12 protein-coding genes are annotated in these 22,607 nt (G+C 45.9%); 3 read left to right on the top strand and 9 right to left on the bottom strand.

Annotated features, from left to right (window positions below):
- Nucleotides 1-2 precede the first annotated feature (2 nt).
- From SWOL_RS00960 to SWOL_RS13395, 8 genes are all read right to left on the bottom strand, one after another.
- Entirely contained in the window at nt 3-1,151 is a 1,149-nt protein-coding gene (locus SWOL_RS00960; protein WP_011639642.1) for an ABC transporter permease, read from the bottom strand.
- Nucleotides 1,141-1,857 carry an ATP-binding cassette domain-containing protein gene (locus tag SWOL_RS00955; protein ID WP_011639641.1) on the bottom strand — a complete coding sequence of 239 codons (717 nt, stop codon included), beginning with the start codon at nt 1,855-1,857 and terminating at the stop codon, nt 1,141-1,143. The genes SWOL_RS00960 and SWOL_RS00955 overlap by 11 nt, the downstream gene beginning before the upstream one ends.
- 2 nt (nt 1,858-1,859) lie before the next feature.
- Nucleotides 1,860-2,864: an HlyD family secretion protein gene (locus SWOL_RS00950; RefSeq protein ID WP_011639640.1), complete on the bottom strand. Its 1,005-nt coding sequence runs from the start codon at nt 2,862-2,864 to the stop codon at nt 1,860-1,862.
- A gap of 234 nt (nt 2,865-3,098) precedes the next feature.
- Entirely contained in the window at nt 3,099-4,430 is a 1,332-nt protein-coding gene (gene ltrA, locus SWOL_RS00945; protein ID WP_011639611.1) for a group II intron reverse transcriptase/maturase, read from the bottom strand.
- 522 nt (nt 4,431-4,952) lie between these two features.
- Nucleotides 4,953-5,525: a TetR/AcrR family transcriptional regulator gene (locus SWOL_RS00940; protein ID WP_011639639.1), complete on the bottom strand. Its 573-nt coding sequence runs from the start codon at nt 5,523-5,525 to the stop codon at nt 4,953-4,955.
- A gap of 77 nt (nt 5,526-5,602) precedes the next feature.
- On the bottom strand, nt 5,603-8,707 hold the full coding sequence (locus SWOL_RS00935; RefSeq protein WP_011639638.1) for an efflux RND transporter permease subunit: 3,105 nt from the start codon (nt 8,705-8,707) through the stop codon (nt 5,603-5,605).
- Nucleotides 8,707-9,792, bottom strand: coding sequence for an efflux RND transporter periplasmic adaptor subunit (locus tag SWOL_RS00930; protein ID WP_155814093.1), 1,086 nt, complete (start codon nt 9,790-9,792; stop codon nt 8,707-8,709). Before SWOL_RS00930 ends, SWOL_RS00935 begins: the two co-directional genes overlap by 1 nt.
- Nucleotides 9,793-10,015: 223 nt before the next feature.
- On the bottom strand, nt 10,016-11,647 hold the full coding sequence (locus tag SWOL_RS13395) for a choice-of-anchor L domain-containing protein (protein ID WP_049750074.1): 1,632 nt from the start codon (nt 11,645-11,647) through the stop codon (nt 10,016-10,018).
- A 196-nt stretch (nt 11,648-11,843) separates the two neighbouring features.
- On the opposite strand from SWOL_RS13395, the gene SWOL_RS00920 reads away from it, so the two are divergent.
- The 3 genes from SWOL_RS00920 to SWOL_RS00910 all read left to right on the top strand — a co-directional run bounded on the left by SWOL_RS00920 (nt 11,844) and on the right by SWOL_RS00910 (nt 20,126).
- Nucleotides 11,844-15,179 (top strand): AfsR/SARP family transcriptional regulator, encoded by a 3,336-nt coding sequence (locus SWOL_RS00920; protein WP_011639635.1) that lies wholly within the window; start codon nt 11,844-11,846, stop codon nt 15,177-15,179.
- Between the two features lie 332 nt (nt 15,180-15,511).
- Nucleotides 15,512-16,708 (top strand): Ig domain-containing protein, encoded by a 1,197-nt coding sequence (locus SWOL_RS00915; protein WP_011639634.1) that lies wholly within the window; start codon nt 15,512-15,514, stop codon nt 16,706-16,708.
- Between the two features lie 64 nt (nt 16,709-16,772).
- The gene (locus SWOL_RS00910) at nt 16,773-20,126 is read left to right on the top strand and encodes a hypothetical protein (RefSeq protein WP_011639633.1); all 3,354 of its coding nucleotides are present in this window, start codon (nt 16,773-16,775) and stop codon (nt 20,124-20,126) included.
- Between the two features lie 238 nt (nt 20,127-20,364).
- On the opposite strand, the gene SWOL_RS00905 is transcribed toward SWOL_RS00910, so the two are convergent.
- Nucleotides 20,365-22,326, bottom strand: a complete 1,962-nt coding sequence (locus SWOL_RS00905; RefSeq protein ID WP_011639632.1) for an Ig-like domain-containing domain — start codon at nt 22,324-22,326, stop codon at nt 20,365-20,367.
- Nucleotides 22,327-22,607: the final 281 nt, after the last annotated feature.

Raw genomic sequence — 22,607 nt, 5'->3', positions numbered from 1 at the left:
TCTCACCTCTCCATCCAGGCAGTAGCCATTGCCGCCATACTATAGCAGACCAGGGAGATCACCAGCAACCCGCCAAAATAAGGCAACATGAAGCTCCAGCCGGGATCCTTGAAACTCAAGTAATTGAAGCCTTGAAAAAACCAGGTCTGGGGGAGTATCCATACCAGGGACTGTAAAAACCCGGGCATGGCTTCAATGGGCCAGGTATAACCACATAAAACAAAGGAAGGCAGAGCCACCATCATACCAAAACGGGTGGAATCCACCGCATTATTGGCCAGGCTCGACATTAAAGTTCCGACACTGTGCAGCGAAACCGCAAAAACCAGAGTAAACAAAAGCAGCATTCCCAGGCCACAGCTCAGGGGCAGCTTAAAAATCCCCAGAGCCAGGATATAGACCGGAATCACCAGGAGCATGAAAGTAATCAGATGGGCCAGGGATTTGCTGAAGAAGTATTTAAAACGGGAAACCCCGCTGGCCTTAACTTGCAGCCAGCTTTTCATCCCCGTTTCCCCTATAACATTCATACTGGCAGTCATAGTACAGCACTGCTGCCAAATGTTTAAGGCCATAGCCAGTACCAAAAAATAGGCATAGTTCAAGGTCGGGTTGAACCAGCCCTCTTCCCGATAATCCACGGTCAGGAAGGCTTTCCTGGCCTGGGAGGGGTCCATGCCCCGGGCCAAAAGGGTCTTCACCCCCGCCTCGGCGCTAATGCTTCGGATTACTCCCAGTACGGCAGTACTGGCATTGGTTGCGTAAACCGTATTGCTGCTGTCAACAATCACCAAAACCCGGGTGGGATGATGCCTGGCTACATCGCGGCCAAAGTTCTCCGGAATAACTACCCCGACCACAATTTCCCCCCGGCGAATGGACTGTTCTAAGTCTTCGTAACTTTGCGGATAGGCTCTCAGCTTGAGGTGTTCGGCATGCTTAATTTTCTCGCTAATTTCCCGGCTGCTGGATGAGCCATCCAAATCAACAATAGCCGTGGGTATATCCTTGACGGTCTGGGTCTGGTAAATAGCCATAAAAAGAAATAGGCCGAGAATCGGACCCAGCAGGAGAATCTTGCGCAGCCCCCGATCCCGCCACATATAATTGAACTCGCGCCGCATGATTTTGAAGCCAGATTTACTCCGCATCCCAATCACCCGGTTTCTTAAATGATTCCAAGAGCTGTATCCACTTATCCCGGGCTTCTCCAGATGATAAAATCTCCATTTGCCTTTTTTCCAGCCAGGCCACATGGTTAAAATATGCACTCATCTCAATATTGCTGAAACCGCAAATTACACCACCCCCACTGGCCAGAAAAGGCTCCAATCCCTGAAGAATTAAGTGACGGGAATAGATATCAATGTCTTTGATTACCTCATCCAAAATCAATAAACGGGGGGAATTTAGAATAGCACAGGCCAGTGAAAGACGCTGGTAAACCCCGGCCTCCAGGCTGTTTACCGGGTAGCGCAGGTAGTCTTTCAACTCCAACTGAAGTATCACCCGCTCTATATCCGGCGGGCCGGCATTTTTTAGACTGGCAATAAAATCAAGATTCTCCAGCACATTTAAATCCTGAAAAAGGCTGGGCTCCTGGGTTACCAGACCAATCCCCTGTTTAAAGCTCTGGTCCTTCCGGATGTCACAACCCAGTACCTCCACCTGTCCAGAGCTGAACCGTTCCACCCCGGCCAATATATGTAATAAAGCGGTTTTGCCACTGCCGCGCAGCCCGAAAATCCCCAGGGCTTCCCCGGAAAGCAGGTTAAAAGAAATACCATCTAAAACCCGTTTGAGGAGGAATTTTTGTACCAGGTCTTTTACCTCCACCAGTTTCGCCTGTTCTTCCATGACTATTTCCCCTCCGCAAACTGCACGCTGGCGGTCATACCGGTTTTCAGCGCCAGATCATCATTGGGTAAATCTATCTTAACTTCGAAACTGCGTATATCGTGGCTGTACTGCTCATTTATCGCCTTCTGTACGGCAAACTGACCGGCATCACTGATCCATACCACCTTGCCGGGAAATACCTTTCTGGGAAAAGCATCCACCCTGACCTCAACCGCCTGTTGCAGATATACCCGCCCGATTTTCCTTTCGTCAATAAAAACCTTAACATAAGGATGTTTTAAATCACTTATTTCGAAAACCGGGGTTCCTGCATTCAACATTTCCCCTTCTTCTATTACTTTCTGGGTTATGTATCCCGAGATAGGCGATTTAAGACGAGTATTATTCATCGCTGTCTGCGCCTCCTGCAGAACACCCTGGGCCTGCTGGGCCTTGCCCACCGCCGCCAGATGCTCCTGCTGCGCTACCTCCACCTTTTCCCTCCCGGCCCGAGCTTCATCCAATTGGCCCTGAGCCGCCTTCAAAGCATTGGCCGCTTCATCAAACTGGCTGTCGGCAATGGCCCCACTTTCATGCAGGCTCTTGACCCGGTCGAATTTCTGCTGGTAATTGGTCAAATTAGCTTCTGCCTGGGCAATTTTAGCCTCAACCGTCTGGCTGGTTAGAGATACTGCCTTCTCCGCCTGCCCGGCCAGTCCTTCCGCCGCCTGGCAACTGCCCTCGGCCTGCAGCAAGCGAGCTTCGATTTCCTGAGTCTCCAGCACCGCCAGCTCCTGGCCTTTCTCCACCGTCGCCCCCTCATCAAACAGCAATGTTTCAATCCTTCCCGGTACTTTAAACGAAGTCATAATTGTTTTGGCCTCAATCGTACCGGTAGCGGCCAGGCTCTCCCTCCTGTCTGCCAGGGCCTTCTGCTGCTGGTAGAAATAGGCATAGAAAATCCCCATCGCCACCAGCAGCAGCATCACCAGAAAGATAATAACCGCATATTTCTTTCTCGCCATGTTTTTAACCCCTCCCCTCTGCTTTCAGCCGTATAATTCTCAATATCTTAATAACTTAACAACTTAAGGTCGAGTAAACATATGCCTTTCAGCTTTAGGAGACGCTTTGTGTTAATCTGTTGCTCTCCGTTTCCTCTGAGAGTGTCACAATATTTGCTCCATGGCTGATTGGCATTATGCTCCTCACAGAACCGTGCTTGCGCAATTAACGCACACGGCTCCTCACAATGTCATTCACTTTAGATAACTCAGCAGCTCGGGCCTTACGTCATATATATCTACATAAATTCTTCCCTTTGGTAACGGGTGTTTATTAAGAAAGCGTACATATTTATCCCAGTTCATGCTTTTGCGCTGGCTACGGCGGTTGAACCATTTGAATAACATTCTTCGTACTTTGTCACAAAAGTTTCTTAATGCCGTGGAGTTATCTGTTATTCCGTAATATCTGTAGTATCCCTGCAGTTTAATTTGTAACATCTCTATTACATAATCCGTGGGTGAAATTAGGTGCTTCCTAAGCCATGTTTTGCATTTAAGCAGACTGCTTCGATATTTCTTTTGGCTTGTTTTCCGTTTTACCCGAAACCAGCCTTTCTTGCTTTTACTGCAGTAGTGAGTAAACCCCAGGAAATCAAATGTATCTGGTTTCTTCCTTCCTTGCTTTTTACTCTCTTTATCTGCAAAGCGCCCAAAAGCTATAATACGGGTTTTCTCCTCTGCTACTTCCAGATTGAACTTGTTCAGTCTTTCCCGCAGGTTCGCATAGAACCATTCCGCATCGCTTTTGTTCTGAAAACAGCACACAAAATCATCGGCATATCTTACCAAGTATGCTTCACCTTGACACCTTTTCTTTACTACCTTTTCAAACCATAGATCCAGCACATAATGTAAATATATATTCGCAAGTATTGGTGATACTATACCACCCTGTGGTGTTCCTTTAGGTGTGTCGTACACGATTCCTGCTTCCATTACCCCTGCTTTAAGAAACCTTTTAATCAGGCGCAGTAAATTAGGGTCAGCTATGCGCAATTCTAAGAATTTCATCATCCATTCATGATCGACGTGATCGAAGAAGCCGCGGATGTCTGCATCGACTATATAGTTTACTTTCTTTCTCTCAATGATGTGATTTAGTACCTTTAATGCATCGTGACAGCCTCTGCCAGGTCTGAATCCAAAGGAACAGTCCAGAAAATCTTGCTCATAGATTGTATTGAGTATCCTTGCAAGTCCTTTCTGCACTAGTTTATCCTCATAACTAGGTATTCCCAGGGGCCGCCTTTTGTTGCTGCCTTCTTTAGGGATATATACCCTTCGCACTGGCTGGGGTTTATACGCCTGCCGCTTCATTCTTCCGATCAGGTCTGCTATGTTGGCTTCAAGATTTTCCTCGTACGCTTGTTTTGTCACCTGATCTACTCCACTTGCCTTTGATCCACTGATCTCTAGATGACACTCTTTCAGTGTTTCATGATTGATATGATGTATCAAGGCTGTGAATCGTTCTTTCGGGTTCTGTCTAGCTATCTCTGCTATCCTTACAAGTCCTGTTTCCATTTAACTTTGTCTCCACCTCCGGTGTGGTAAATGTGTCCCCTGTAAGGGCTCCATTGTGTCATTGCCTTCCCTCCTCCGGCATTACCCGTTATCATCAGTATTACGCAATGATCCGACTTCCTATTTCCCATTTGACTCCCTCGCTTATTATCACTTGTCGGTCATACTCCTCCGTGGCTGGAGAAGAGAAAATAGGATCTCCCGAGTTACTACATCATAACGATGTCAAACGTGCCGAGGCCTCCGACCCCGGGGAAGTCCTGTCGTCTAGCCTTATCGACTTCCAGGATGTTGCATTCTGCTCAGGCAATAGCATCTGCCTTCCCATGTTCGGTATTTCGGGGCTCAACACCTTCAGCTACTGCTTTCGGCCCGTTTGCTTGTTTGTCTACGCTTAAAGACAGCGGTTACCCTCTGCCCTCCAAGACTAATTACCGGCGGTTGGCTAACCTTACCGGACGGGATTCCCACCCGTTATATGATGCAGCCTAGCTCGGCCGCACTGCCTGGCACCAATATGCCTTATTTCTTTAAGCCGTTCATGAGTATGTCGGTAACATCGCGGGCCAGCACCTCTGGTGCAATTTCCCAGCCGTCCAGGGTGATGGGAGCCCACATAGCTGCTACGGAGCCGGTTAATAATACCTTCACCAGCATGGGGTCAAGCTCGCGCAGCTCTCCCCGGGCCATTCCCTCTTCTATGATTTCCACCACCCGCTCTTCTTTTTCCTGGCGCTGAGTGTAGATCCATTCCCTCAGTTCCTGGTCAAAAACATCACTATCCCAAAATACCAGGCGGGTCAGTTCTTTATTATCCCGACAAAATTTAATGTGGGTCTCAAAAATGATACGAAGCCTTTGCTCTACGGGTAATTGCTTCATCTCTTCCGGGTTGAAATTTTGGTAGTAGACCTGCAGGCTTTTATTGAGCATATCCTGAAATAGCTGCAGCTTGCTGGGGAAATATTCATATATGGTTCCCTTCCCTATCCCCGCCACGGCAGTAATCTCCTCCATACGGGCATTATGGTAACCCTTGGAGGAAAAGACATGTACCGCCGCCTCCAGAATCAACTCTCTTTTACCTTTTTTCATATCTACTCTCCTCTGCAGGATACTATAGCCTGAAATAAGGGGAAACAAGGGGACGTTCTTCTTTTTGCTTCCCCCTACTATCCTCTGCGAAGCTTAAGCTTTTGCCCCCAGTCGTCAAATATGCTGTAAACCACCGGCACCAGTATCAGAGTGATAAAGGTGGAAACCAGCAGGCCGAAGATTATTACTATGGCCAGGGGAGCATCGGCTTCGGCTCCTTCCCCTATGCCCAGGGATAGCGGGAACATGGCCAGTATGGTGGCAAAAGCGGTCATAAGTATAGGGCGCAGCCTTACCCGCCCGGCTTCAACTATAGCTTCATCACGCTCCATGCCGCGCTCGCGCAGCTGTTTCAGGTAGTCCACCAGGACAATGGCATTGGCCACCACAATTCCCACCAGCATTATTACCCCGATGAAAGCCGATACGCTGAAGGCTTTGTTGGTCAGGAGCAAGCCCAAGACCACGCCTATGAAAGCGGTGGGCACCGAGAACATTATAACAAAGGGGTTGAAGAAAGATTCATATTGTATAGCCATTACCGCATAAACCAGGATAATGGCCAAAATCAAAGCAATACCCAGACTTGTGAAGCTCTCCATCATATCTTTGTTCTGCCCGCCATATTCAATACTATAACCTGAAGGCAGGTTAATCTTATCTACCTCGTTTTGTATATCCTTCATTACCACGGAGAGATCGCGGTTTAAGAGGTAGGCGTTTATCTCCGCTCGGCGCACCCGGTCCACCCGCGTAATCTGAATAGGTCCGGGGGCCATTTCGAAGCTGGCGATTTGCGACAGGCGCAAAACCCCTCCCCGGGAGGTGCTGATAGCCAGGTTTTCCAGGTATTCGAGTTCTTTATGATTTTGCGGAGAATAACGCACCCGGACATCCACCTCATCACCCCCAACCCGGTATCGAGTTGCGACATTTCCCTGCATGGCGTTCTTTATATCTGACGCTACCTGCATCGGGGTTAAACCATAAGCAGCCGCCCGTTTACGATCAATCTTAACCTGTATCTCCGGAATGCCGTCACTCAATGACGAAATGACTTCGCGGGTACCGGGAACTTTTCTAACTATCTCCGCAACCTCTTCCGATATTTCCCGCAGAACCTGCATATCGTCTCCCCGCACCTGTACACTAACCGGCCCGCCGCCGCTGGGACCGGTGGAAGTTAGATCCATCATGCTGACTTTGATTTTAGAACCGGCTATCCCGCTAAGCCTGCTGCGGATATCTTCGGCCACCTCATCCCCGCTGCGCTTACGTTCGTTTTTCGGGACTAATTTAATATAAATGGTAGCCTGATCCGCTTTGGTTCCGGAATCGAAAAACATGCTGGCCGAGCTGCCCACACTGGAAAATATGGTAAATACCTCGGGAACCTCCCGCAACTGGGCTTCCACTTTTTCCACTACCTGTTCCGTATCTTTCAGCAGCGTACCCTTATCGTTTTCAATGGTGATGGAAATTTCCCCCGCATCCATCGCGGGCAGGAACTCCGCCCCGATAAAAGGAACCAGGGCCAGGGCGCCAACCATCAACAATGTAACTAAAGCCACCACATGACGCCGGTGCCCCAAAGCCCAGCGCAGTATTATTTTATACCTCTCCCCCAGATTATCCAGCCAGTTGCCGAAGTTAAAGACCACCCGGGATACCCTCCCTTTTTCCGGATCCAGCGGCTGCATGGCTTTATCACTGAGCATCCGCGAAGCCAGGAGAGGCACAATGGTTAAAGCTACCATAAGGGAACAAAAGATGGCGAAACTGACGGTTATAGCCAGAGGTTTAAACAAGACAGACGCCAGACCCTCGGCAAACATTATGGGGAAGAAAACCGCAATAATGGTAGTGGTAGAAGCGATAACCGCATTGCCCACCTCTGAGGCCCCGGTGAGGGCGGCTTCCATAGGCGGCAAGCCCAGGCTGCGGTGCCGGTAAATATTTTCAAAAACCACTATGGAGTCATCCACCATACGCCCTATTCCCAGGGCCAGGCCCCCCATGGTAATAAGGTTCAAGGTGCTGTTGTTGACATACATAAGAATAAATGTGGCGATAATCGATAGAGGAATAGCCGTAAAGACTATTAAGGTACTGCGGCCATTGCGCAGGAAAAGAAAGAGAACCAGTATGGCGAGTAGTGCCCCCTCCACCATCATGCGCTTGGTTATATCCAGGGACTGGTTGATAAAAGACGACTGGTCCATGACCACTTGATAATCGAGGTCCAGATCCAGCTCCGTCATTATTTCTTCCATTTCTTCTCTTACCGCCGCACAAGCCTTGACCGTATTAGCATCGCTTTGCTTCAAGCAGTGAATACCCACGGCTTTGCTTCCATTTACCCGGGTAATCTGGGTGTCATCCTTGTAGGCATCTTCGATCATGGCAATATCGTTCAAATACACGCTATTGCCGCTGGGGGTGAGGATAGCCACATTCCGGATATCGTCCAGGTTTTCAAACTGCTGCAGGCTGCGGACATAGTACTCCCGCTCGCCTTCTCGGGCCTTGCCGCCGGAGAGATTGAAGTTTTCCAGCTGCAAAACCTGGTTGACCTGGGTCAAGGTGAGACCGTAATCCTCCAGTTTTACCGGATCTACTTCCACCTTTATCTCCCGTTCCAGTCCCCCGGTAATTACTACCGAAGCTACCTCCGGGATACGGCTGAGGCGAGGCTCAATGACATCCTCGGCAATAGACTGCAGCTGCCCCAGGGATATTTTATCCCCCCCGCGGATACCCATCTGTATAATAGGCATCATGGTAGGGTCCATCTTCAGAACCATGGGCTTTTCCACTCCACTGGGCAGCGATTTCTCAATTAAACCTATTTTCTCACGGATATCCATGAGAGCACTCTCGATATTCGTTCCCCAGTCGTACTTGATGAGGATAAGGGAATTACCCGAAGTAGATTGAGATTGAATCTCTTTCACCCCGCTCAGGGTATTCAAAATACCTTCCAGGGGCTCGCTAACCTGCGATTCCACCTCTTCCGGACCAGCGCCCGGATATGAAGTCATAACCGCCGCATAGGGGAATTTCATCTCCGGATATAGATCCAGGGGAATTTTAGAAAGGGTAAAAAAGCCGAATATAATCACTACCGCAACCAGTATGCTCATAGTAACCGGTCGTTTAACCGCAAACTCTACTATTTTCATTATTTTGACCCCCCGGCAACAACCCTTACCAGGGTTCCGTCACTGACCAGCGTATTCCCCCGGGTAATTATCTCCTGTCCCGGTTTGAGGCCCTTGCTTATCTCGATATAGTTTTCATTTTTGATACCGGTTTCGACCTCTACTTCCCGGGCCCGGTTCTCCTTATCCTTCATTTCCAGCACATAAACTACCTGGCGCCCGGACTTGGGAACTACCGCATTAACCGGTATGGCCAAAACATCTTTTTTACTCTGGGTATCCACCCGGGCTTCGGCAAACATCCCGGACTTAATAAGGCCCTCCGGGTTGGGCAGGCTTACCTTCACCGCATAGCTGCGCTTAACCGGATCCGGCACCACGGATACACTTTTCACCTGGCCGGTAAAAGGCTTCTCACTCGCGGCCTCTATAGATACATCAACCGCACTGCCCATTTTTATATAGCTTACTTCCGCTTCGCTCACCAGGAGCTCAATCTCCAATTCCCCAGTATCTGTCACTATCGCCGCCGGCATCTGCGGGCTGGCCGTTTCCCCCAGGGAAAGATTGATACTGCCCACTATTCCATCTATAGGGGAAGTCAGGTTGCAGTTTTCCATCTGGTTCTGCAGACTGGCCAGAGCCGCCTCTGCCTGGGCTACGCTGGCAGCCACCGCCCCCGAATTCAGGGATTCATACCTTAGTTTTTCCGCTTCAAACTGGCTATCGGAGATAGCTCCCGCCTTATGCAGTTCTTCGTTCCGCTCAAAATTCTTCCGCGCGTTTTCCAGGCTCAGCTCATTGGCCACCTGCGCCGCACGCGCCCCGGCCAGAGCCGCCTCCGCCTGCTTCACCGCCACATTTAAATCTTTGCTGTCCAGGCTAAGCAAAAGCTGCCCGGCCCTCACCCTCTGCCCCGGCTGTACATGAATGGCCGTTACCCGAGCCGGCATCTTGGGTGTTATGTATACTTCGTTATGACCCCGTACCATTCCCGAATAACGCATACTCTTGGCGATATCACATTTTACCGCCGGAGCTGTGTTTACCGTCAAGGCACTCTCTTTGACCAGTTCCTTTTCTTTACCACAACCTGTCGCCAGCATCGAGATTAAAATCAAAAAAATTAGTAAAAAATATTGCCCTTTGCCTTTTCCCTTCACGGGTTCCCCTCCCCATAATCATAACTTACCGACCGACCGGTAGGTCGGTTATATTGAAAGTATAGCCCTAAGGGTAAAAAGCGTCAATACGGTGCCAGGCACTTAAGTTGTTAAGTTATGGGAATAACTTAACAACTTAAGTGCCTGGCACCGGTTTTATTTTACTTTACTGCAAATCGTTAATAGTAAAATGCATTATTATTTGCTTACCCAGGGGTTTCCCAGCCAAGCTTTTGACTTCTGGACTAATGAACAGGGTATAGGTCTCCCCGGGTTGATAACTATAAACTCCTCCACTAGCCTTCATGATTACAGAACGTTTATTAAATGTCAGTTCCGGTATTATTTCATTAATTATCTGACCTGCCCCATCTTTGATATAGAAGTATTCAGAGGTCACTGTCTTAGGGTCGAGTTCTGCACTAAAGTTAATAATGTAATTTTTATCGGTCTGCTTTTCTGTTTTTTCTTCCCATAGAATAGTCTGTACCTGACCAGCAGTGCTATCATCTTCATTAATTAAGATCCTGCTGCGGATATTATCACCGATAATGGCATTGCCCGTTACATTTTTAAGATATACATAAAAGTATTTAATATCGCCTGCCACATTATTGTCCACTATGGTTACCGGTATGGTTTTTGAGGTAACCCCAGGCTCGAAAACCAATGCGCCGTTACTTGCGAGGTATTCATTGGGCGCTTTGGCACTGCCATCCTTTGTATAGTACTCCACACTTACACTATTCTGTGCATTGCCACTGCGGGTAACTGTTATCGTTGCAGTACCATCATTTTCATTTACCTGCTGAGTAGCCTGGGAAAACTGAATAACATCTGATTCGACCGATGTAAAACTGGAGCCTTTTATAAATACGTTAGAATCTAAAATATTATCACCTGCATCGGCTATTGACATCCTGATAGTATGTTTCTGACCCACCTGAACAGCGGCAGTTACAGTAAGCACTGTAGTCAGGCCGTCCATTTCAGTCATTATTTGAGGATCGTTAACATAATCGTATTCATTATCTCTATAATACTGACTGTTCATGCCGTTGTTTACATTATTGATGGCTACCGGGATGTCAGTATTAGGAATTAAGGCTATGTTTTTGCCATTGAGGAAAAAGCCGAATACATCATTAAATCGGGAGTTAACAAACTCATTGTATTCATCGGAAGAAAATACATAATCGAATGAGAAAGTATTCTTGGAGGGAATAAAGTCGAATTCGAGAATTGTAGCATCTTCGGTTTCATATCCAGGAATTAGCAGGTCCAAATGTTCATCACCTTGAAGACCGTTTACATGGGTTATGCCGGGACTAACATTGGGGCCATCAACAAGCCTTATATTGCCGGAACTTAATATAACGCCCTCGTTAAAACCAATAATACTACTATCTGTTGCTGTAAAAGTACCTGCTGAAACATTTGTGCCGGTATATTTTACATTTGATATTTGAACACCCTCACCCATTATTTGTTGTGCTAATTGTTCTGCTGTCTGCTCGGACAGATCCTTTGTAATAATGTATTGGGAGCCTTTTTCAGGATATTGGCCCCAACCGTCATCATAGTCTGGATAGTCAGGATATTGGTTCCAATCACCCTCATCGTTAATGCTGCCAATGTTGTTCTGTTGAGATTCTCGTACAAGCAGGTCATCCCGAGCATAAGCAGGCAAAGCCACCGCCAGACTAAAAAGCATCAAAAGTGTTACCAGCAGGGCCAGCGATTTACAAACAGTCTTAGTCCAACTCCTTACTGATTTCTTCTTATATACTAATTTCATGTGCATCTCCTTTCTCCCGGCCAGGCCGGCCCAAAATCTCATATTTTGCATGGACCTGTATAAGCAGAGGTTTTTTATCCTAACAACACAACTTAATAATTATTGATTGGCACCTCCTCCACATTTTGCATAAGATTCCTAATTAATTTTAAATTAATAATGTAAAATGTTTGTAAAATACAGCAGGAAAAAACTTATGCAAAGAGAATTAATACATAATAGTATTGTACAAGGGTTGCTTAATAGGAAGGATATGCACATGGCCATGGTATCTCTGGTTAATAGCCAGTTAACTCCGCCTCATATCAAGAATTCCATCAAACGCGACCGGCTTCAGGAATTGGGACTTTCTATACTCTCCCACCGGGTTACTACTATAACTGCCCCGGCTGGTTATGGGAAAAGCGTCTGGGTAGCTTCCCTGTTGCAAGAAGAGGAATGGCCACCCACAGCTTGGTTGAGCTTGGAAAGATACAACGGTGATCCTTCTTTTTTCCTTTATCATTTAATCCATGCTTTTAAAAAAATCAATCCGGAATACGGCAGTCAATCACTTCGTACTTTAAACAGCTTAAGAAACTTAAAACAGGATTATTTTATCGCAGCTTCAGCTATAATACAGGAATTGCCTCAGGATCAGGAAATGGTGCTGGTACTGGACGATTATCATTTAATTGACCAAAACCAACTGCTGCCAAAGATTATGGAATATTTAATTCGGCGTCTTCCGCTTCGCACTCATATCATTGTAATAAGCAGGACGCCTCCTAAGCTGAATCTTCACCAGGAACTACTAAAGGGGGAGCTGTTGGAAATAAGCAGTCAGGCCCTGCTGTTTACTCCGGAAGAAATAAGAGAACTCCTCTCCCTTGAAGGTTTAGTACTCTCCACCGAAGACTGTACCTATATCCATCATTGTACAGAAGGATGGGCCGCCGGGGTTCGCTTACTGGGCCTTTCCCTTAAACAATTTGGTGGTAATTGGAGAAATAATCTTTCCTCCTTAACCGGAAAACATACCGCTTTATATATTTATTTGAGCCATGAATTATTTAATTATCTTACCCGGGAATTGCAGGATTTTCTCCTGGATACTGCAATCTTGCCTTACCTGGAGCCAATTTTATGCCAGGAGGTATTGGGCGATACCCGGAGCGAAGAAAAGATCCATGAACTTCATCTCATGGGCCTCCTCAGCCAGGTGGAAAGCAATACTACCATCTGGCGCTTTCATCATCTTATAAGGGAATTTCTGCTGGAAAGAGCGCTAAATATACGCAGCCCGGAATATATAGTATCTTTGCGGCGCCGTGCCGCCTTCCATCTCGAGAAAAACGGTCATATAGACCAAGCTTTAGAACAATTAGCTGCATGTGCTGATTGGTCTAAAGCCGCAGATTTAATCCTGGCTTATGCAGAGCCCTATTTCCTGGAAAACGGTTGCCATAATGCTTTATATTCCTGGATTAAGACTCTGCCCGTCGATTACTTAAACTCCCATCATCAGCTACTCTATTATAAAGGAATCTGCCTTAGAGACAACCACCCACAGAAGGCCCAAGAAATCCTTTCCCGAGCAGCCGCCCGGGCCCGAGATAAAGGGGATGTCAAGGGAGAAATCCGCTCCCTTATGGCTATCCTGGCTGTACATATTTTTGGTAATGACTCCACCCGAAGCGAAGCGGTGGCAGGACGTATTCCTGTGATAGCCTCCAGCCTGAAAGATAGCTGGGCCCAGGGATTTGCGCTGGTAGCTGCACTGGGTAAGGCTGTCTCAGAAGATGACTTGAAACAGGGATTATACTTAAGCCGTCTGGTAGCCAAAACTCCTCTGGAGCCAGAATGGCAGTTTTATTACCTCCTTTTGAGCGGGGTCGTACACTATCGCCTGGGTAACCTGGATACAGCCCGGCAACTGGCTGAAAAAGCCCTGGCTCTGCCTTTGGTGCAAAAAAGTGATCGCTGGCTTGGCGTTGCTTATGTTCTGCTCTCGGGCATTTATTGTGCTAAGGGTGAAATTAGACCGGCTATTGAAATAAGCCGGCAACTAATTCAGCTGGGACATAAATATAATATCCCCCATCAAATAGCCTACGGTCATCGTCGTTTAGCCCAGGTATATCTTCTCCAGGGTAAGCTGGTCGAAGCCCGTTATGAATCCGAACTTTGCAGCGAATTGTGGCTTGAAGCCAACAACGGGGCCATGGCCCGTCATGCTGATTTGGAGACTATCTTCTTCCGTATTATAACTGGGGAAAATGCGAAAAACAGCTTCCAGGAAAAGCAGGATTTTATTAAAATCATTCTAAACAAGCAAAGCGGCTACGGCTCTAAGGATTATTCCTTATCCATCGCCGGAGTAATAGCCAGAGAAGCAGGGCAAATGGAACAGGCTAGGCAGTGGTTGGAAGAATCGGCTGCCAGCAGCGAAAAAAAAGGGGCCAAGCAATTATTGGCTGGTACTTTGCTCAATCTAGCCAGTTTATATCTCCTGCTGGGTGATGAAAGCAACGCTGACCATAAATTACATAAAGCGCTGGGTCTTGCCCAGGCAAATAAAATAGATACCTTCTGGGATTGGCATCCGGAAACAGTATATAAAATGTGCCACCGTGCTTTATTAAAAAGCATTTATCCACAATGGGCTTTACACATTTTACAACGCTGGTTTTCTGAACGTATATGTGAAGAAGCCAATCTGTTTTTGGTTAATAATGATGAGAATACCCATAATGCTATCACCACCCTCGTTCAAAACTATGCTCAATTTAAGGGTGTCCCCATTATTCATGCGAATTTTATGGGCGGATTCCAAGTTTTCGTGAATGGGGTAATTATTCCTGCTACACATTGGAAGACCAAAAAAGCAGAGAATCTGTTCAAATATTTAATTCTCGATAGACGCCCCCAGAGCAAAGAAAAAATCTTATCCCTCATATGGCCAAAAACCGATGACCCCGCAAGTGATGCCAATCTTAGAATGGCTCTGACTCATATACGCCAGGCCCTGAATCTCTCCCCGAACAGCAACGATAGCATAGTGCTCCGGCGCGGTATGATTTACCTTAACCCGGAGATAAAAGTATTTACTGATTATGAACTATTTGTTTCTTTGAGCAAAAAAATACTATACCCTATCGGAAGAGACACAAATAGTCTTGAGCAACTGCATCTTATGGAAAATGCGGCACGTCTGTATCAGGGTGAATTATTGCCCGACAATATTTATGAAGATTGGACCTCAAGCCAGCGCCATAAATTGCACGATTTATATATCCAAATTCAACTAAAGCGAATAGAAGCATATATTCAATCCGCTCAACCATCCCGAGCTTTGGAAATCTACCAAAGCTGCCTGGCCATTGATCCTATGGATGAGCGAATAGTCAAAATCTCCATGGAGCTACTAATTTCCAATGGTCAAAGGCACAAGGCCCTGCAGCTCTACAAAGACTTTGCCCAGGGTTTAGCTCAAGAATATGGACTAGAACCCTCAGCTGAAATAAAATCCCTCTATGAGAGGATTTTTTGAGCCCAGCTGCTTTCTTGTTTCGAAAGATCTTTCGGACTGTCAATATCATAACTAACCCCCCATGGCCCGGGGCCACAACCACCGAGGAAAAGTGAATCCAATGTTCTTGAACGGCAGGATGCACTTGATATATAACCCCTTACATCCCTTAATCCTCACTTTATACTAAATCCTTATTATTATATATATCAGCACAACCGTCCCCTGATATATATATATTTATCTGCCCTGATATCTAAAGTAAATATAAGAATAACCGATATTATAAATACTATATGTCTTTTCCAGGAGGTGAATTTTCCACTTAATAAAATTCTGTTTAAGGAGGGAATATGGGGAAGGTCCTTACCAGGACCCCTGGCTTAATTATGAAAAAGAATTTTACTCACAACTATAGCCATATTTTCATGTCACTACTTATTGTTGCCGCCGTTCTTATAATAGGCATAGTATTTAAAATTTCTCCCGCCCAAGCTGCTCTTTCAGAAGCTGCATCAGTAAAATACATCAAAAAATGGACTATACGCTTCAACCAGCCTGTTGATCCAAATACGGTCAATGGAAATAATATATATGTAGTTGATGCCAATGATAAACGGATCAACAATATTGAGCTAATAACTGAGGATAATATTGTTTATGTTTCCCTAAAGGGTAATCATACTTATGCCGAGGGTAATTATCGCCTTGTTATTACCGACAAGATATGCTCTCAAAATCAGATATGCCTGCAAAAAGATATTATAAAACCATTCCAGGTTATGGGTCGAAACTATTTTACCTTCGACGATGCCAATTTGCCAAGCGCTTTAACTGGGGCATCTTACTCTATAAATCTAGGTGTCGGTAATATCAATGATGGTACCTGGGCATGCGTACCGGGCTCATTATTGCCAGATGGACTCAGCTTGAATCCAAAGACCGGTACAATAAATGGTAGCCCCACAAAGGAAGGGACTTATAAATTCACTGTTAAAAAAACCAAAGACAAGGCTTCAGAAGAAAAGGAATTAACCATAACTATTCTACCGGGTAATTATGATAGTTATAAACTAACCCTGCCCAATACTACCCCAGGCGAACATATGCCTTTAGGGCAAGCCGAGCTTTCTTATCCAGCTGGTATCAAAAAACAAATTGAAATCCTCTGGAATCCACCTGCAAGCAGTGAATTGGGAAGCCAGCAATTCAGCGGATATCTGGGTGGAAGTGATCGTCAGGTACAAGAAACCGGTAGTATAAGCTACCTGAAGGATGTTGACTTTACCTATTTCTACTGGCCCAACTATAATTGGCGTACGGTAGCGGTTAATGTCAATGGTGTGGTTCGAGAAGTGTGGATGGATGCGAAATATAAGGATGGTAAGCGAACCCGGAAGATGGACCTAATGATAGACTCATCCTTAAAGGCTGCCGGAAATGTTTTTGGAATCAATACCAATTCATTAGAAACAGATAACCAGGTTACTTTCCGACTCTTCAATGCTTACGGGAAGTTGCTGGAGACCAGAGAAATGACTGTAAAATAGGTCTTAATCAATATTATAAGGTATGATTATCGAGCAAATAAACAACTACTGGGGGGACAAAACCATGTTATACCAATTAAAATACAGGGATAAACGCATATTGCCATTTTTGTTAGTCCTATTTTTAGTATCTGCCGTCCTGGTATTTAGCTTTGCGGACAACGCTAAAGCCCAGGTTCCCTATATATATCAATGGGAAGACGATTCCAGTGGTACCGGAATTAACCATCTGAATATAGGGTTTGATTATCCCATAGAAACTGTAGATAATGACCTGATTGTCATCAGGCAAAAAGGCAGCGGCAGCAACCAGGTTGCCCTCGATAGCAAAGCAATCGACCCGGATTATACCATTATTAACAATAATAATAGCTTAATCATAAGTTTTCCTTCGATAGCTGTAGATACCGTCAACGGTAATATTGAAATGCTGCAGGTTTCGGCCCGCTACCCTGATATTGCCGAATGGGAACTATATATACCAGTGGGTGCCTTGGAATTCACCGCAGCCTCCCAATATACACAGTTGATAGATATTGTGATTCCCTTTTATATCTGGGAAGCTGAACCCGGTTTCAGATCCACTTTTATGACTACAGCAGCAGAAGATATCAATGTTCGTATATTCCAAAACAATCCCATGCGCAACATAAAGGTATACCAGCCTGCCGATTACATCACCGCTCTTAAAACCATACACCGTTTTGAGGGCGTATTCCATGATGACAATCTTACTCCTCCTCAGCTTTCCAATATCGATATAACTGCCAAAACAGGAGTAGAACAGGTACATGTTAAGGTGGGAGCTAACCCCGAGAGAAGATTGAGCCTTGATCCAGTAGCCAAGTGTTTTACTGTTGGTTATGCCGGCCTGGAGGCCGGACTTCGTGATGATGAAAACGGAGATAACATCAATATAAAAGCTTACGACCCATACGGGAAACTACTGGAAGAGCGTAACTTCAAACTTAAGGTTGGCGAGGCCAATAGCAATGTCAGCAGTGATTTTATAGTAGAAGACTATTTAGTGAAAGCCGGCACCAGTACCTTAAAAAATGAGTATACTCTGTATGATTTGGTGAGTGATCCGGCCCTTGCTCAGATTATTCTGGCCAGTATTCCGGCGGGAGAGCTGGATAAACTGAAAATATTCTATCCTAATAAACCCAATATGTTAATTATTAAGGACTTGAACACTATGGCAGCTGCTCTGGCCAAACAACAGCTATCTCCCAAACTCCTGATTCTTGCTTCCAGCCTCAGCTCCTGTCCTACGCTAAACATCAAAAACGCTTTAACCCTTGACGGGAAAGGCAACGGGCTGAGTTTTACCCAAGGTAATAAGCTCGTGATTGGTGACGGTACGGAAGATCTGGACGTAACCCTGCGTAACCTGACAATTACCGGCGACCTGGATGTTAATGCCGGTCCGAATGGATCAGTTGTCCTGGAAAATGTTACCGTAAACGGAACCACCACGATAATAAGTGGAGGGATAAATTCAGTATATCTTCGCAATTTCAAGACCACTACATTACGGATAAATAATACTCATGAGATAAGAATAATTGCCCAGGGTACAACATCATTAAGCAGTACTTACCTCAACGCTCCCGGCCAGTCTATTACCCTGGTACTCGATCAGAACAGCGGCAACCCATCATTCGGCAACATTAACGGTAACTGTGACACCCTGACCTGGGGGGCGGGTGATGAATTCAGTATGCCTTTTACCGCTCCCAATATCGATATACAGGGTAACCTGGTAATAGATATTGGTGTTGCAGGCTCGGTTAACCTGAATAATGTGTTCTATAGCGGAACCATAACCAATACTTCCGGCGGCGATATCCAGGCCTTACAGCTTAACACCAGCAGTATTTCTGAATCCGCCAAAAATGATGGCAGCATAGAGACCACCCTGATCGTAACGCAGAATAAAGGTATATTTAATAACGTCGTGGCAATCGAAACAGACCCTGCCCTTCCAAACAACCTGACTCCATCTGTGCTACGAAACAGCGCTAGCCAGATTACGATTACCTTCAGTGGTAAAGCTCTAGATCACCAGGCAGCAGATAGTGTTAAAAGTGTTAAAATAATAATTCGTGCTGGAAATATCGATGGAGTAAGTAGTGACCTCATATCTGCACCATTTGCTATCAACTTCCTCGATAATACCGCACCCAACAACCAGGATACCGTCTTTAAGAAAGACGTGACTGTGCGCCCTAACACTGAGGTAACAATAGCTTCCTCCGGTAATGAGGCCAATGAGATATGGTTCGCACCAATTGGAACCACAACTTTTACGCCAGGACTCGCGATGACGCAAGCAAACAGCGGAACTGCCACCACCATATCAGCTCCGGCAAACGAAGGATTCTATAAATTATATATAATTGAACCTAGTGGCAAGATATCCAGACCTTCACTGGCTACGCTGACGGTTGACAACACTTCGCCAGGGTTTACCTTAACGTCAAGTGCAACCCAGCTTCCTGGCAGCAAAAAGGTTGAGTTCCTGGTAGAGGCAGATGAAGCCTGTACCGCCTACTATGTGATATTAGCCAACGGTGCAGCAGCTCCAGCTCCAGAGCAGGTAATGGCCGGTAAAGACAAAGCCGGTGCAACCCCACTGGATTCAGGTAATGCCAATATAGACGCTAATATTGAAAAGAGCTTTATAAGCAAAGCACTACCGGAAGATAATACCCCTTATGATGTATATGTTGTTATGAAAGATGCAGCTGGAAACGTATCGGTAGCAGCTGCAATGCTGGATATTACCACACCAATAGCAAAAGCAGTAACCGGCATAAACATCGAGAAACAGCCAACTGTTATGAGTTATGTTTATGGTCAAAAACTGGCCCTGAATGGTCTGTCAGTGAAATTAAGCTACAACGACTATACCAGCGAAATTGTAGCTTTTACAACCTCAAGCTTTTCAAACAAAAACATAACTGCCAGCCCGGCTCATGGAACTATTTTGATAAAAAATGATCACAACGGCATACCAATAAGCGTAAGCTGCAATGGCATAACCAAGAATACTACCAGTGCCTTAACGGTCGAAGAAGCAAGTATAGCGTCAACCAACCCAACTGACTTGAACGAAGCAACAACAAATGACGGTAGTCTGGCAAATGGAGATATTGTAGTAACCATTGCCAATGGCATACTGCAAAGCATAGCTAAAGCTGACGTTACAGCAAATAATCTGCCAGCTGGCCTTAATTATGGAATAACCCGAAAAAGTACCACTCAACTGATGATCCAGATCACCGGTAGAGCAACAAATCACGCCAGTACGGACAGTATTAGCAATGTTAGTTTTACCATTAAACAGGCAAAGGTAACCGGAGCAACGAGTGACCTAACCACAGATAACATCAGTATTAACTTCAACGATTAATACCCGGTGCCAGGCACTTAAGTTGTTAAGTTATTGATGTTCATTTCAGGATTGCTTAACGCGGGACAGAAACCACAACCGATACTAAAAGAAAACCACGGTGCCAAGCACCGTGGTTTCTCTCTATTAGCCCCCCTCATAGCCATGGGCCACAACCACAACCACCGATAAAAAGGCAAGCTGGTAGGGGCTTTAATAGTAAGATACAGCGATAAACTTCCCCTTCTGACGACGACCTTTAATATACGATGAAGGTAAATTTTACTGGTTCTTTAAGCGCTTGGGCAGGTTTTGCGGCGGAGCGCAGGATGTCCCGGATATAGATGGTGTAGGTACCGGGACTGTAACCACCGTTGGGAGCAATAATTTTAATACAGTCCTGGCCCGCAGGAGCGAAAGAAACCATCTGCTGCTGCTTGGCCTCACTTAATACCAGTATGCCGGCATCTGCGCTTAGAGCATTGAGCGATGTAAAGTCCACCGGAGCACTGAATTTAACGGTCCAGGAATGATTGCGATTGGGTGCCGTTTTGGGTGTATCATACCGGCTTTTGAAACTGCCGGAGGGAGGTTCCAGTACCGGAATAATCTCATAAGCACTCCAGCCGTTTACCTTGATAGTTAATGTTCCATTGGCACTATCCCAGCTATAATCAGAGATCTTCCCACTCAAATCACTAGGATTCGAATCTCCTGGGCGAATAGCAACCTGGGATAAACCGTCACTGTCAGTATATTTTACGCCTGGAGCCCCTTTGCTCTGGATATTATGCATAGTAATAGTAGCCGGCTGGTTCATGGCTGCCATTCCTTCTACGGCCATATCCATTGACATTTTGCCATAAGCCAGTTCCATGTTTTTGCCCAATTCCTGCGTCGCTGCGGCAGTAGTAGGATTACCTTTGTCATCAATCTCACAGAGATTAATTGGGTGCTGGGCATCACCCAATTCCAGGCGGGCAATGCGCATGCCATTATCCCAACGTTCAAAAACCAGACCAGGAATACAGGTAAAATCCTTAATCGTACTCCAGTCTGTAGTATCGCCCGCCAGACCCATATTGAAGTCCTTAGGATTGATGTTCATAATAGCCATCATAATCGCTGCCGGAAAAGGCTCTCCCTGCCACTGAGTAGAAATAATTATCTCACACGGACCCGAAATACTAACATTGGCCGGAATCCGGTAGCTGAGTTGCCAGTAACCCGAAGCCATATCGTAATTTAACGGCTGGCTCAGACTCGGGATAATAGAACTCAAATCAGCGCTAAGACTATAATCCGGGGGCAGGGTGGCATTCGCTTTTGCTTTCAGCCTGAGCTCAATTGACTGGCCGGGAAAATAATAATAGACTCCTAAACTACTCTCGGCCAAATTCGAAGCGGGAATCCAGTTTCCGTGACCATTCTTCACTTCAATGGTAAACAGCCCCGGAGGCAAGTCTTCACTGGAAATGGAGAAACTCCAGGTAAACGGTGTTTTTAGTGCTATGCCATCCAAGGATTTCACTCCCGTTCCAGCCTGCACCGCATAACTGCTGTTCATATCCAGAGGAGTTGCAAAGAAAATAATCGCCTTATAGTTGGCAGCATCATAGTTGACGCTGAAGTTACTGATTGTGCCACCTGTATTCTGATTCGTAATCGTTATGCTACTGTTGTTTAAGGTATTATCGTCTGCCGGACCGGAGAACTCAATCTCAACAGTCGTATAACGCGAGACCTGGGCAGCACCCTGACCGGGAGATACCGTCTTTATAGCAAAATCCTCACTACCTGCCCCTTTTATACTAAGCATCGCATAGCCAAGCTGAATACCATCCTGAGTTCCTATTCCAACGATATAGTCTCCCGCTTCCAAGCCTCCTGACAGGGTAAATTGTATCGTTTTATCCAGAACCTCTTCGGGTCTAAAATTCGGGATAGCTACTGTGGGCTGACCTGATTGAGTCAACTTCATCACCTGTAGACCTAATCGGTCCCCCGCCTGCCATAAAGCTGCTCCCGTGTTGTTGGTAATAAGCATTGAAGTCTGATTGTAGCCAGCCGTCAGAGTAGAAGGGTTCAGTTCCAACTGAAGTCCTGCTCCAGCAGGTGGGGCGCCACCAATTCCATAAACAACTTGATTGACACAGAAAACACTGCCCAGCAAAAACAAGCAACAGATTAATAGAACCACTTTTTTCATGCAGTTAAGCATCCATTCATCTCCTCTTAAATTAGAGTTTAGAAACGGTTCTTCTGTTTTGCCTCTTTATCCTTCCGAAAATCCCCCTCCCACATTTAGAATATGCCATGCTTGCTATAGATACCCTGAAACCATGTTCCAATTTTAAGCATCGTAAGAGACTGCGGAGCAGTTTCAATACACCGCTGCAACGAGGCGGGGAATTAGAACCGGCCGCCTGTTTTGTTAATAGGAAACCGGCCGCTTAAAGAAGCGGAATACCTATTTACCTCTTTATAATACAAAAGCGATGT

Origin of the sequence: Syntrophomonas wolfei subsp. wolfei str. Goettingen G311, assembly GCF_000014725.1 — a bacterium.
GTDB classification, from domain to species: domain Bacteria; phylum Bacillota; class Syntrophomonadia; order Syntrophomonadales; family Syntrophomonadaceae; genus Syntrophomonas; species Syntrophomonas wolfei.
The sequence above is the reverse complement of the archived record's forward strand: the minus strand, read 5'-3'. Positions and strand labels throughout refer to the sequence as shown.

What these genes read in the sequence shown, in the direction of transcription:
- SWOL_RS00910 (WP_011639633.1), top strand. Translation starts at nt 16,773, where the DNA reads ATGTTATACCAATTAAAATACAGGGATAAACGCATATTGCCATTTTTG.
- SWOL_RS00935 (WP_011639638.1), bottom strand. Translation starts at nt 8,707, where the DNA reads ATGAAAATAGTAGAGTTTGCGGTTAAACGACCGGTTACTATGAGCATA.
- SWOL_RS00930 (WP_155814093.1), bottom strand. Translation starts at nt 9,792, where the DNA reads ATGCTGGCGACAGGTTGTGGTAAAGAAAAGGAACTGGTCAAAGAGAGT.
- ltrA (WP_011639611.1), bottom strand. Translation starts at nt 4,430, where the DNA reads ATGGAAACAGGACTTGTAAGGATAGCAGAGATAGCTAGACAGAACCCG.
- SWOL_RS00960 (WP_011639642.1), bottom strand. Translation starts at nt 1,151, where the DNA reads ATGCGGAGTAAATCTGGCTTCAAAATCATGCGGCGCGAGTTCAATTAT.
- SWOL_RS00920 (WP_011639635.1), top strand. Translation starts at nt 11,844, where the DNA reads ATGCAAAGAGAATTAATACATAATAGTATTGTACAAGGGTTGCTTAAT.
- SWOL_RS00905 (WP_011639632.1), bottom strand. Translation starts at nt 22,326, where the DNA reads ATGCTTAACTGCATGAAAAAAGTGGTTCTATTAATCTGTTGCTTGTTT.
- SWOL_RS00950 (WP_011639640.1), bottom strand. Translation starts at nt 2,864, where the DNA reads ATGGCGAGAAAGAAATATGCGGTTATTATCTTTCTGGTGATGCTGCTG.
- SWOL_RS00955 (WP_011639641.1), bottom strand. Translation starts at nt 1,857, where the DNA reads ATGGAAGAACAGGCGAAACTGGTGGAGGTAAAAGACCTGGTACAAAAA.
- SWOL_RS00915 (WP_011639634.1), top strand. Translation starts at nt 15,512, where the DNA reads ATGGGGAAGGTCCTTACCAGGACCCCTGGCTTAATTATGAAAAAGAAT.
- SWOL_RS00940 (WP_011639639.1), bottom strand. Translation starts at nt 5,525, where the DNA reads ATGAAAAAAGGTAAAAGAGAGTTGATTCTGGAGGCGGCGGTACATGTC.
- SWOL_RS13395 (WP_049750074.1), bottom strand. Translation starts at nt 11,647, where the DNA reads ATGAAATTAGTATATAAGAAGAAATCAGTAAGGAGTTGGACTAAGACT.